Source organism: Nitratireductor sp. L15S-10 (assembly GCF_045011005.1).
Classification (GTDB): Bacteria; Pseudomonadota; Alphaproteobacteria; order Rhizobiales; family Rhizobiaceae; genus Nitratireductor.
The window spans coordinates 1,036,248-1,048,659 of sequence record NZ_CP120674.1; the positions used below are offsets into that span (position 1 = coordinate 1,036,248).

Here is a 12,412-nt window from a genome sequence, read left to right on the forward strand (position 1 = left end):
GCCTAAGTCGTCAGGCGGCCAGTTCCTGTTCCACCAGCGTCGTCCAGAATTTTACGCCGGTGCTGATCGCCCCGTCATTGAAGTCATAAGCCGTGTTGTGGTGCAGCGCGCCGTCCACCGCCGGGCCATTGCCGAGCCACACATAGGCTCCCGGCACACCCTGCGAGAAAAACGCAAAATCGTCGCCCGCCGTCGAAGGCGGAAAGTCGGTGCGCACCTTGTCGCCGCACACGGCTTTCGCCGCCGCCAGCGCGCGCGCCGTCGCATCCGCATCGTTCACCACGGGCGGAATGCGGCGGATGAAGCGGTACTCAGCCTCGATGCCGAACATTGCAGCAACGCCGTTCGCCAGCCGGCCGATCTCTTCTTCCAGCTGGTCGCGCACGTGCGGCGTGTAGGCGCGTGCGGTTCCTGCAATGTCAATGAAATCGGGGATCACGTTGAGCGCATTGGGGTCGCCCGCCTGCACCGAGCAGGCGCTCACCACGGCGGGCTGGAGCGGGTCCACCACACGCCCGACAATCGTCTGCAGGCTTGCAAGAAAATGCCCGCCGGCCGTCACAGGGTCCTTGCCCAGATGCGGTTTTGCGCCATGGGTGCCGACGCCGCGAAAACGCACCTGCCAGCTATCGGAAGAGGCAAGCTGCGGTCCGGCCACAACGGCCATCTCGTCGGTGTCGAGGCCGGGCATGTTGTGCAGGCCATAGACCGCATCGCAGGGAAACAGCTCGAAAAGACCGTCTTCCACCATGCGCTTTGCGCCGCCACGGCCTTCTTCCGCCGGCTGGAAGATGAAGTGCACCGTGCCGGAGAAATTGCGCGTGCGCGCCAGCTCGCGCGCCGCGCCCAGAAGCAGCGTCGTGTGTCCGTCATGGCCGCAGGCATGCATCTTGCCGGGCACGGTGGATTTGTAGGGGCGGTCGGCGGTTTCGGGCATGGCAAGCGCGTCCATGTCGGCGCGCAGGCCGATGGTGCGCGGGCCGTTGCCCACCGTCAGCGTGCCCACCACGCCGGTGCCGCCAAGGCCGCGATGCACCTTCATGCCGGTCTCTGTCAGATGTTCGGCGACGATCTGGCTGGTGCGCTCTTCCTCGAAGCCCAGTTCGGGATGTGCGTGCAGGTCGCGTCGCAATGCGACGAGAAAATCGAGCTCCGCACGAACATCCTCGTTAACAGCCATCAATACGCCCTTTCCATTCATGCGTCTGCCCGGATAAAAGATGCCTTCCGCAGCAAGGCGGCCGGCGTGGAGATCGTTGCTCTGTCCGGAAACAGAAATCCAAGGTGAAAACAGCTCATTCTTAACGCGGGGCCTTTCGGCAGACAATGACGCATTCCGATTTCCAGATCGATCCCCAGGCATTCTGGCAGGTGCTCGAACCGGCAGGAACCTTCGAGCGCGCCCCGCGCGGCGGCCACAAGGGGTTCTTCCCCGCAGAACTGCCCGATGGGCGTCAGCTCGGCCTGCCGATCCGCGTTCTTTCGGGCGGCGAGCGGGCGCTGGCTTCGCTCATCGTCAACCAGGCGAGTTTTGCCGTCTCCGATGCGCTGGCAAAGGCGCTCGCTGAAAAGGCGTCTGCCTACAGGCCGGATGTTGTCGTCGGCCTGCCCACCCTCGGCCTGACGCTTGCCTCTCAGGTCGCCCGCGCGCTCGGTCACAGCCGCTATGTGCCGCTCAGCACCTCACGCAAGTTCTGGTATGAGGAAGAGCGTTCGGTTCCGCTGCGCTCCGTCACCAGCCCCGATCAGCAGAAGCGCCTTTATGTGGACCCGCGCATGCTGCCGCTCATTGAGGGGCGTCGCGTGCTTCTGGTGGATGATGTCATCAGCACCGGCAGTTCCATTCTGGCCGGTCTGAAGCTCCTCAAGCTTTGCGACATCGAGCCCGTCGCGGTCGGTGCGGCCATGTTGCAGACGAGCCGCTGGCGCGAAGCGCTTTCGGCCGAGAGCGAGGGCATCTGCGACCGCGTTGTCGGTGTGTTCGAAACGCCGGCCCTTGCGCCGACGCCTGAAGGCGGGTGGCTGCCGGAAATCTGATGACCCTTGCCATTGTCGCCGTCCCACGCCATCATGTTGCAATGCAGCATGACCGGTTCGGCACATGACGGTAACGGGAGCAGAGCGCAGGGCGCCAGCGACGACGCCCACCAGGCTGCACAATGGTCTCAGCCAGCTCCTCGGTTCCATTTATCCTGACCAGGGCCCCGCCACGCTTGCAGAACAGGCGCTGGCCGTGTTCTTCGGAGAGAAGGGAAAGCCGCGCAGGCGTGGCCGGGTCCCGGCAAATTCGCTTTGGAGCGAAAAGGACAACTACGTCATCACCTATGGCAACACGCTGGTGGATGGCGAACACAAGCCGCTCGATCTGCTGTACGATTTTTCCGAGCGCTATCTGGCGGGCGTCTTCACAGGCATTCACATCCTGCCCTTCTTTCCGTTCACCTCGGATGACGGGTTCGCCGTTACCGACTATCGCGAGGTGAACAGCCAGTTAGGCGACTGGGCCGATATTTCGCGCATCGCCGGCCACTTCCGTCTCATGTCCGATCTGGTGATGAACCATTGCTCCAGCCAGAGCCGCATGTTCTCGGATTTCCTGCAGGGCCACGAACCCTGGGATCGGTTCTTCAAGGTGGCAAACCCTGAAGATGATCTGAGTGCGGTGGTGCGACCCCGCACCCACCCGCTCTTGCGCGCCTTCGAGACGGAAAGCGGCATCAAGCATGTCTGGTGCACTTTCAGCCACGATCAGGTTGATTTCGATTTCTCAAACCCGCGTGTCCTGTTCGAATTTCTCGATATCATCCGCGAACATATAGAGCGTGGCGTGCGCACCATTCGCCTCGATGCGGTGGCCTTCCTCTGGAAGGAGATCGGGACTAGCTGTATCCATCTGCGCCAGACGCATGAGATCATCCGGCTTATCCGGCTCTTGTGCGATTACCGCGAAGAGCCGATTGTTCTCATCACCGAGACCAATGTTCCGAATGTCGAGAACCTCAGCTATTTCGGCAATCGCAACGAAGCGCACATGATCTACAATTTCGCGTTGCCGCCGCTTCTTCTCCATGCGTTGTTGGGCGGCACATCGAAATATCTCAACGCCTGGCAGATGGCGATGCCGCCGGCGCAACTCGGCTGCGCCTATTTCAATTTTTCCGCCTCTCACGATGGCATCGGCCTGCGGCCCGCAGAAGGTCTCATTCCTGAAGAAGAGATCCTGCAGGTCATCGACACGGTTCAGGGATTTGGTGGCCGTGTTTCCCATTATGCCCGTCCGGATGGCGATAGGCCCTATGAGCTGAATGTGGCTCTCTTCGACGCCTTTGCCGGTACCCATGAAGGGACTGACGATCTGCAGGTCGAGCGCTTTCTTTGCAGCCAGGCCATCGTCATGGGGCTGGAGGGCATTCCCGCATTTTACATCCACTCCCTGCTTGCAACGCGCAACGATTATGACGGCGTCGAAAAGCTGGGTTACAATCGGGCGATCAATCGCAAGCGCCTGGATTATGGTATGCTGCGCGAGAAGCTTGATGACCCGAACACTCTTTCCGCCCGCGTCCTTTCGTGGTTGAAGGAGATGGTGCGTGTGCGTTCCGCTCAGCCGGCCTTCCATCCTAATGCCACGCAATTTACGCTTCAGCTTGGTGAAGCTTTCTTTGGTTTCTGGCGCCAGAGTCTCGACAGGTCGCAGAGCATTTTCGCAGTATCAAACCTGACCAGTCAGAAACGATCCATCCCCTCCATGTCACTCAATCTCATTGAGGGGGATGCGTGGCATGACCTTCTGACTGGTGAGCCCGTGGCACAGCTTTCAGGCGAGATTGCCTTTGCTCCCTACCAGACGCGCTGGATCTCCAACCGGCAAACGGCTTCATGATCATTCGGCCGCGCCTCGTCGTCTTCAGCGATCTGGATGGTACGCTGCTGGATCACGAGACCTATGATTTCACACCCGCCCTGCCGGCGATAAAGGCGTTGCGCGCGCGCTTCGGCGTGCTCGTTCTTGCTTCCAGCAAAACGGCTGCTGAAATCGCGCCTCTGCGCCGCGCGCTGGACTTTGCCCATTGTCCCGCCATCGTGGAAAATGGGGCTGGCATTCTTGCTTCCGAACGGGGCAGTCAACATGAGAGCGGTGGCCGCTACGAAGAACTCGTCGGACATCTCGACGCTCTGCCTTCAGAGCTGCGGCGATGCTATTCCGGCTTTTCGGATTGGGATGAGCAGGAGGTGGCCGCGCGCACGGGCCTGAGCCTGGAGGGGGCGCAACTGGCCAAACAGCGTGAATATTCCGAACCGGGCGTCTGGAGCGGAACGGAAGGGGAGTTTGCTGCGTTCTGCCAGGCACTCAACGAGAAGGGCATTCACATCCAGAAGGGCGGACGCTTCGTCACGCTCTCGTTTGGTGGCACAAAGGGGCAAAGGGTCAGGGAACTTCTGAAACGTCTTGAAGACAAGCGCGTGCCAGTCGTCAGTGTGGCACTTGGCGATGCGCCGAACGACAGGGACATGCTGGAAAGCGTCGACATCGCGGTTGAAATTCCCAACCCTGCCCATGCGGGGATCGGCAAGATTGCCCGTGGGGGAAGTCAGGTTCTGAGAAGGGCGCGTCTTGCGGGGCCAGCAGGCTGGAACGAAGAAATGCTCGCGGTGCTGGAAGAGATCGAATAGCGGGGAGGAACATCATGTCGGATTTCCAGCAGAGCGGCAGCGTCGCAACATTGCACAATCTGGGCACCATCGCGCCCGAAGAGATGGAGCGGCAACTCAACCTTTTCTCTGGCCGGCGCAAGATCACACTCATTCTGCCGTCGCTCTTTTCGGAGCTTGAAGCCCCTGCACTTGGCAAGATCGTCGATGAGCTTTGCCAGGTCGATTACATCAATCACATCGTCATAGGTCTGGACCGGGCAGACGAAGAGCAATTTCGTTTCGCCCGGGATTATTTCTCCCGTCTGCCGCAAAAGCACTCGATCCTGTGGAACGACGGTCCACGGCTCAAGGCCGTCCAGGATCGGCTTGCCACCCTCGGCCTCGCTCCGGAAGAACCCGGCAAGGGGCGCAATGTCTGGTATTGCATGGGCTACACAATTGCCTGCCAGGACAGCGATGTGGTGGCCCTGCACGATTGCGACATCACCACCTATTCGCGCGAAATGCTCATGCGGCTTGTCTATCCGCTGGCCAATCCTTCCTTCCCCTATCAGTTCTGCAAGGGATACTATCCGCGTATCGCAGACGGGAAACTGAACGGCAGGGTCAGTCGGCTCCTGATTGCGCCGCTTCTACAGGCGTTGCAGCGCACGTTCGGCCACAGCGACTATGTCGAATATCTGCAGGCCTTCCGTTATCCGCTGGCGGGCGAATTTGCCATGCGCACGTCCATCCTCCCGGACATCCGCATTCCCTCCGACTGGGGGCTGGAAATCGGCGTTCTTTCAGAAGTCTGGCGCAATCTCGGTCGCCACTCCGTCTGCCAGGTGGATATCTGCGACCGCTACGACCACAAGCACCAGCCGCTGTCGGCGGAAGACGCCGCGCGCGGGCTTTCGCGCATGTCGATCGACATATCGAAGGCGATCTTCCGCAAGCTCGCAACCGACGGAATGGTTTTCAGCCAGGAGCATTTCCGCACGCTCAAGGCCACATATTATCGGCTCGCTCTGGATCTGATCGAGCGCTATTACAACGACGCGATCATGAATGGCCTTCATGTGGACCGCCATAAGGAAGAGAAGGCTGTGGAGCTGTTTGCGGCGAACATCGTCGAGGCGGGGCACACCTTTCTGGAGCACCCGATGGAAACACCTTTCATCGCCAACTGGAGTCGTGTGCAGTCGGCTGATCCGGATGTTCTGAGGCTCCTGCGTGAAAGCGTGACTGCCGACAATGCCGGCGACCCGTCATGACTTCGCCAGCCGGTTATTACAAAGCGTCATCAGATTTGTAGTTGAGCCGTATTGTGGCGATATTCGAGGTGTAGCGCGCACTTGAACAAGTGTGCGCACTCTGATTCCCTGAGGCGGACGCGCGGGCGGAGCGATTCGTTCTTCGCCGCCTGCCCCCAGGAAGGACCAAGGCCCTATGACGGACGAAAAGAAGCCCGAAATCTCTGAAATGCGCCCCAAGATCACCATCGTCGGTGTCGGTGGCGGTGGCGGCAACGCCGTCAACAACATGATTGCGCAAAGCCTGCAGGGTGTGGACTTCATCGCCGCCAATACCGATGCGCAGGCACTCACCATGTCGAAAGCGGAGCGCCTTATTCAGCTTGGCGCGAACTCGACCGAGGGGCTCGGTGCCGGGTCGCTACCGGAGATCGGCCAGGCCGCCGCTGAAGAGACAATCGACGAGATCATGGATCACCTGTCGGGCACGCATATGTGCTTCGTCACCGCCGGCATGGGCGGGGGCACCGGCACGGGTGCTGCTCCCATCATTGCCGCTGCTGCGCGCAATGCAGGGATCCTGACGGTTGCGGTCGTCACCAAGCCGTTCACCTTCGAGGGCAATCGACGTATGGCCATTGCCGAGCGCGGCATTGAGCTTCTCCGACAGGCGGCCGATACGGTTATCGTTATTCCCAACCAGAATCTTTTCCGCATCGCCGACGCCAAGACCACGTTTGCAGAGGCATTTGAACTGGCCGACAAGGTTCTTTACTCGGGCGTTCGCTGCATCACCGATCTGATCGTCAAGGAAGGCCTGATCAATCTGGACTTCGCCGATGTGCGCTCGGTCATGCGCGACATGGGCCGCGCCATGATGGGCACGGGCGAGGCGACGGGCGATGCACGCGCGATGAAGGCTGCCGAAGCGGCCATCGCCAACCCGCTTCTGGACGAAGCCAACATGAAGGGCGCGCGCGGTGTGCTGGTGTCCATCTCAGGCGGACGCGACATGACCCTTTTCGAGGTGGACGAAGCTGCCACCCGCATCCGCGAGGAAGTGGGCGATGATGCCGAAATCATCGTCGGCGCGATTTTCGATGACAAGCTGGAAGGTGTCTTCCGGGTTTCCGTCGTCGCGGCCGGACTGGCGAGCGAGGCAGACCTTCAAGCAGATCAGGGCGGGCATCCCCAGGCGCTGCGCGCCTAGATGGCGCCATGATTTCCCGGGCGGCTCTGTGCCGCCCGAATTCCGGAATTTGACCGGTTTTCTGTCATTCCAGAGCGAGTTTCAGAATTTCAAAGCCAGAATTTCCCGTTTTTGTGATGGTGTCCTGAAACACCCGTCGCAGGCGTCTGTGACCATGTTTCGTTAATCCGCGGCTGGTATCCGGAAGGTGTGGTGTGTGCTGTGCGGATCAGGAAACGGGGGCCGCTGAATGGCGAGCAGGATGGCAGGGTTGACGCGTGGGCTGGTCGCGGTCGGTCTTTTGGCGCTGGCTTCCGGACCGCTCGAGGCTGCGACCTTTTCGGCTGAGCGCGGGCTCAATCTCGACCTGTGGGATACCTGGCCGAACGAGGCGGAGTGGTCGCGGGATGGTGTGCTTCTGCCATATCCAGAATGGCGGCGAAAACTGAACTTGAGCGAGCTGACCCGGCTCAAGGGTACCGGTTTCGATTTCCTGCGCATGCCGGTCGACCCTATTCCGTTTCTCTCCCCGAAGGCCGAGCATCTGCGCGAACGCCTTTTGGTGTCGGTTCTGGAAGGTGTGAGAACCATCAATGCCGCGGGGCTGAAGGTGATCGTCGACCTTCATCCCATTCCGCGCGGTGCAGACAGGTTTGCAGGTGTGGAGGAACTCCTGCGCGATGATGCGCTGTTTGAACGCTATCTGGGTCTGGTACGTGACATGGGCCGCACGCTCTCCGGCGAGGATCCCGAGCGCGTCGCATTCGAGTTGATGAACGAGCCTGTGACTGGCTGCGAGGGTGCTGAGGGCGCTGCCTGGGACGAGCAGCTTGGTCGGCTTTTCGCAGCAGCGCGTTCTTCCGCGCCGCGCACCACACTTGTTCTGTCGGGTGCTTGCTGGGGTTCGGCCCAAGGACTTTCGGCACTCAACCCCAACACCATTCCCGACGACAATATTCTTTGGGCGTTTCACTCCTACGATCCCTTCATCCTGACCACGCAGGGAGCGCTTTGGGCGGGCGACTTCATTCGCTATGTCACCGGCATTCCCTATCCTCCCCATGAGCACAAATCCGAGCTGGCAGTTGCAGTTGGGAAGGCACGCGGGCGTATTCGCGCCGACGCGCCTTTCATGCGCCGCTCCGGTATGCTCGATTATCTCGATGAGCAGATTGACGGTGTGGATACGGAGGCGGAACTCGAAGCGCAGATGGATGCTCCGTTCAAAACTGTGGCGGACTGGGCGGCGCGCCATGGAGTCGATCCGCAGAACATCCTCCTTGGTGAGTTCGGCATGATCCGTCAGGAATACCAGAACCCTGATGTTATCCCGGGAGAATGGCGGGCAGCCTATATCCGCGACATGATCGAAAAGGCCGAGGAGCGCGGCTTTGCCTGGTCCATATGGGGCTATGGAGGAGCGTTCGGCATTGTCGAGGAATTTGGTGGGAAACCCGCGGAGGACGATGTGCTGCGCATGATCCGCTCACTGGAGAAATGAGCTCAGAATCTGAGTGAGGCTTCCAATGACGAAAATCGCATTTGTCGGTACGGGCTTCGTTGCCGACTACTACATGACAACGCTGGAGAACCATCCGGATCTCCAGCTGGCGGGTGTATGGGATCGTGATTCAGCAAGACTGGCCCAGTTCTGCTCTTTTCACAAAGTGCGCGCCTATGCCGACATGCAGGCCCTTCTTGACGACACGGATGTGAGGATCGTTGTCAATCTGACCAATCCGGAGAGCCATTACGAGGTCAACAAGGCGTGTCTTGAAGCCGGCAAGCACGTCTATTGCGAGAAGCCGCTGGCCATGCGCCTCGATGATGCCGAAGCGGTGGCACAGCTTGCAGCCGAGCGTGGCCTCACCCTTTGCTGCGCGCCTGCCAACGCATTGAGCAAGGCGCATGATGCCTTTGCGGACCTGCTGTCTAAAGGGCACATCGGCCGGCCACGCCTTGTCTATGCCGAAATGGAGGACGGCCCCGTTTTCCGGGCCGACTGGCAAAACTGGCGCAGCCGCTCCGGCGCGCATTGGCCCGGAGCCGAAGAGTTCAAGATCGGCTGCACGCTGGAGCATGCAGGCTATGCCTTGAGCTGGCTGGTCGATCTCTTCGGCCCGGTCGTGCATCTATCGGCCTCTTCCGCGCTTTGCTTTCCCGACAAGGGAGTCGACGACAGGGAGGCGCTTGCGCCGGATTTCTCCGTTGGGCTTATCACTTTCCGGAATGGAGTGAGGGCACGGCTGACCTGCGGCCTCGCTGCACCCCGGGATCGCTCGCTCACCGTGCTTGGAGACAGTGGCAGCCTGATCCTGCGCGACCTTTGGGATGACAATTCTCCCATCCACCTGTCGGCGCCGGGAAATGAAAGATCGCTTCTTGAACGCGCTCTCAATTTCATCGAACACAGGTTCGGGCGCACCCTCCCGGTGCGGGTGCTTCCGGGAAGGCGTGTTACCAGCGAGCAGGCCGGCAGAAAACGGACGCTGCCATCATACCCTTCGCAGATAGACTTCATGGGCGGCATCGCCGAACAGGCTGCCGCCCTGAAAGAGGGACGAACCCCGTTTTTCTCAGGAAAAGTGGCATTGCACCTCACGGAGCTGGTTCTGGCGCTCAATGCCGGGGAAAATGACTATAAGCCGAAGACCGGTTTCGAATTCAGCCCGCGCTGGAGCGGGGCCTGAGCGATCAGGGCCGCCGGTTTTCTTCCTTCAGAACGGTTTCGATGATCTCCAGCGTGCGGGTGCTGTCCAGCGGGTGCATGGTAGGGTGGTGCGTCCTGCCGGAGCGGATGGCACCGGAAGCCGCTTCAATCTCGAATTGAAGACCATGACCATCATAGGGAAAGCCGTGTTTGCGGATGCCAGGCACAGGCAGTCTCGAGATGAGCTTGCGGATCGCACGTGCCGGGGCAGAACGACCCGGGATCGTGGCAAGGCGCGCCGCAAATCCGCTGGAGCATTGCAAAACGTCCCGCGCAGCGATGAAGGGGGCGGGCAGTACCAGCGTTCCCCTGCTTCCCTCGATGATGAAACTGTTGTCGCCCTCATGATCGAAGGCGCAGGAGAGATGGGCCACGACGTCATTCTTGAAACGCAGGGTCAGGGATGCCGCGCGATCCACACCGGTTGGGGCTGCCCGCCATTCTCCGCTGAATTCGATGGGTTCTCCCATGAAGAAACGGGCAAGCGACACGCAGTAGACCCCCAGGTCGTGCATCGCTCCGCCGCCCCGCTCCTTCGAGTAAAAGCGGCTCTCTGGATCATAGGGATGATCAAAGGCGAGCTGGCCCCTGAGGCGCTGAATTTCGCCGATGGCGCCGTCTTCGATCAGCGTTTTCGCTTTCGAGATCGCAGGCAGAAAGCGTGTCCACATGGCTTCCATCAAGAAAACGCCTCGCTCCGCCGCAAGCGCAGCCAGACGGGCGGCTTCCAGGCTTGTCGCAACAAGCGGTTTCTCCACCAGAACCCCCTTGCCACTCTCGATTGCCGCGCAAGCCACTGCGAAATGCGTGTCATTCGGTGTCGCCACATAAATGGCATCCAGCTCTCGGTTTGCCAGAAGGTCCGCATATGAGGCGTGAGCCGAAGCGTGACTTCCATGGCGGGCCCCAAAAGCCTTTGCCCTGGCTGCATTTCGTGAAGAAACCGCCGAAAACACGGCACCATCGGAAACACTGAGATCCTCGGCGAATTGCTCGGCCATGGTTCCCGTGCCGACAATGCCCCAGCGAACGGGCTCCGAGGTTTTGTCTGGCTTTGTCATTGGCTCGCGGTTTACGGGTGGGGCAGGGATTTCAGGTTAGAAGCTTCAGGTTAACGCAGCCATAAGCCCTGCTCACAGCCGGGCCCGCGTGCTGTGCGGTGTTGCGAGCAGCAGGCTTGTTTCACTGTTCATGATGCCGGGTATGAGACGGATGCGCCGCAACACTGCGTCGAGATCGGTGAGGGTGGACGCGCCCAGTTCCACAACGATGTCCCAGCGGCCATTGGTGGTGTGAATGGCCGAGACCTCCGGAAATCCTTCCAGCGCATGGATTACCCTGTCGGCGGATCGCCCCTCTATCTCCACCATGGTGATACCGCGCACTGGCGCTTCCACTGTGTCGGCCCTCAGAATGACCGTGTAGCCGACAATGTGCCCCGCTTTTTCCAGCCGTTCCATACGCGCACGGACCGTGGCGCGTGAAACGCCCAGGTCCATGGCCAGATCGGAAATGCTGCGTCGCGCATCATGACGCAGCAGGGTGATTAAACGTTTGTCCAGCTCATCCATGATTTCTCAAAACGAAATCCATATTTATCAAAATGATAAGTCATAATGCATTTTTTGGCAATTTGGCTTGTTCGTTCTGCCGGCGATCCGGGTTCCTATAGTGCAAATCTCCGACAAGGCGGTGGCGGTATGCATTGCAAGATTCTGGGTATTCCGGTGCAGGATGGCGCCGGGCGCATGGGCTGCGAGATGGGACCGAGCGCATTGCGCACGGCAGGGATAGCTGCCGCCCTTCGCGAGCTTGGCCATCAGGTCACCGATCTGGGAACGGTGGTCCCGGCGCGGCAGCACGTGGGCCCGCATCGCAATGCCGTTCTCAAGGCTCTGCCGGAGATCGTCGCATGGACGGCTGCAATCAGCGAGGCGGCCTATGAGGCATGCGAGGACGGCATGCCGATTTTTCTTGGCGGTGATCACAGCATGGCGGCGGGGACACTGGCCGGTATCGCTCGACGCGCGGGCGAGACCGACAGGCCGCTTTTCGTTCTGTGGCTCGATGCACATCCGGATTTTCACACGCTTGAAACCACCACAAGTGGCAATCTGCACGGTGTCCCGCTCGCCTATGCCAGCGGTCAGCCGGGTTTTGAGGGGGTCTTCCCGCCGCTTCACACGGCAATCGACCCGAAACGCATCTGCGCTTTGGGGCTGCGCAGCGTGGATCCTGCCGAGCGTGCTGCCCTGCATCAGGCCGGCGTGACCGTCCATGACATGCGCGCGATCGACGAACATGGCCTTGCGCCGCTCCTGCGCGCATTCCTTGAGCGCGTGGCGGTCGAAGGCGGGTGCCTTCATGTCAGCCTCGACGTCGATTTTCTCGATCCGGCCATTGCCCCGGCGGTCGGCACCACGGTGCCTGGCGGCGCCACGTTTCGCGAGGCGCACCTGGCGATGGAGATGCTGCATGACAGCGGCCTCGTCACCAGCCTAGACCTAGTCGAACTCAATCCTTTTCTCGATGAGCGCGGTCGCACGGCCACCCTGCTCGTCGATCTCACAGCCAGTCTGCTTGGCCGGCGCATCATGGATCGGCCAACAAGGAGCCATTGAC

Annotated in this window: 11 protein-coding genes; 8 read left to right on the forward strand and 3 right to left on the reverse strand. The window is 60.5% G+C overall.

Annotation, left to right across the window (positions count from 1 at the left end):
- Positions 1 to 10: 10 nt before the first annotated feature.
- Positions 11 to 1,180 carry a M20 aminoacylase family protein gene (locus tag P2W41_RS05025; protein ID WP_404934465.1) on the reverse strand — a complete coding sequence of 390 codons (1,170 nt, stop codon included), beginning with the start codon at positions 1,178 to 1,180 and terminating at the stop codon, positions 11 to 13.
- A gap of 146 nt (positions 1,181 to 1,326) precedes the next feature.
- Here P2W41_RS05025 and P2W41_RS05030 point away from each other — a divergent pair, with 146 nt between their 5' ends.
- The 7 genes from P2W41_RS05030 (at position 1,327) to P2W41_RS05060 (ending at position 9,770) form a co-directional block, all read left to right on the forward strand.
- Positions 1,327 to 2,037 (forward strand): phosphoribosyltransferase, encoded by a 711-nt coding sequence (locus P2W41_RS05030; RefSeq protein WP_404934466.1) that lies wholly within the window; start codon positions 1,327 to 1,329, stop codon positions 2,035 to 2,037.
- Between the two features lie 64 nt (positions 2,038 to 2,101).
- A complete protein-coding gene (locus tag P2W41_RS05035) occupies positions 2,102 to 3,883 on the forward strand; it encodes a sugar phosphorylase (protein WP_404934467.1) in 1,782 nt (593 codons plus the stop codon).
- Positions 3,880 to 4,674 (forward strand): HAD-IIB family hydrolase, encoded by a 795-nt coding sequence (locus P2W41_RS05040; RefSeq protein WP_404934468.1) that lies wholly within the window; start codon positions 3,880 to 3,882, stop codon positions 4,672 to 4,674. Before P2W41_RS05035 ends, P2W41_RS05040 begins: the two co-directional genes overlap by 4 nt.
- A gap of 14 nt (positions 4,675 to 4,688) precedes the next feature.
- Positions 4,689 to 5,912: a glycosyl transferase gene (locus P2W41_RS05045; protein ID WP_292897304.1), complete on the forward strand. Its 1,224-nt coding sequence runs from the start codon at positions 4,689 to 4,691 to the stop codon at positions 5,910 to 5,912.
- Positions 5,913 to 6,087: 175 nt separating this feature from the next.
- Positions 6,088 to 7,101 (forward strand): cell division protein FtsZ, encoded by a 1,014-nt coding sequence (gene ftsZ, locus P2W41_RS05050; RefSeq protein WP_292897303.1) that lies wholly within the window; start codon positions 6,088 to 6,090, stop codon positions 7,099 to 7,101.
- A gap of 229 nt (positions 7,102 to 7,330) precedes the next feature.
- Positions 7,331 to 8,581: a glycoside hydrolase family 5 protein gene (locus P2W41_RS05055; RefSeq protein ID WP_404934469.1), complete on the forward strand. Its 1,251-nt coding sequence runs from the start codon at positions 7,331 to 7,333 to the stop codon at positions 8,579 to 8,581.
- 25 nt (positions 8,582 to 8,606) lie between these two features.
- Positions 8,607 to 9,770 carry a Gfo/Idh/MocA family protein gene (locus P2W41_RS05060; RefSeq protein WP_404934470.1) on the forward strand — a complete coding sequence of 388 codons (1,164 nt, stop codon included), beginning with the start codon at positions 8,607 to 8,609 and terminating at the stop codon, positions 9,768 to 9,770.
- A 4-nt stretch (positions 9,771 to 9,774) separates the two neighbouring features.
- Here the strand turns inward: P2W41_RS05060 and P2W41_RS05065 are convergent, their stop codons facing one another.
- A complete protein-coding gene (locus tag P2W41_RS05065; RefSeq protein ID WP_292897298.1) occupies positions 9,775 to 10,851 on the reverse strand; it encodes a Gfo/Idh/MocA family protein in 1,077 nt (358 codons plus the stop codon).
- Between the two features lie 72 nt (positions 10,852 to 10,923).
- Positions 10,924 to 11,361, reverse strand: a complete 438-nt coding sequence (locus tag P2W41_RS05070; protein ID WP_292897296.1) for an Lrp/AsnC family transcriptional regulator — start codon at positions 11,359 to 11,361, stop codon at positions 10,924 to 10,926.
- A gap of 129 nt (positions 11,362 to 11,490) precedes the next feature.
- Here P2W41_RS05070 and rocF point away from each other — a divergent pair, with 129 nt between their 5' ends.
- Complete coding sequence (gene rocF, locus P2W41_RS05075; protein WP_404934471.1) at positions 11,491 to 12,411, forward strand: arginase; 921 nt, start codon at positions 11,491 to 11,493, stop codon at positions 12,409 to 12,411.
- Position 12,412: the final 1 nt, after the last annotated feature.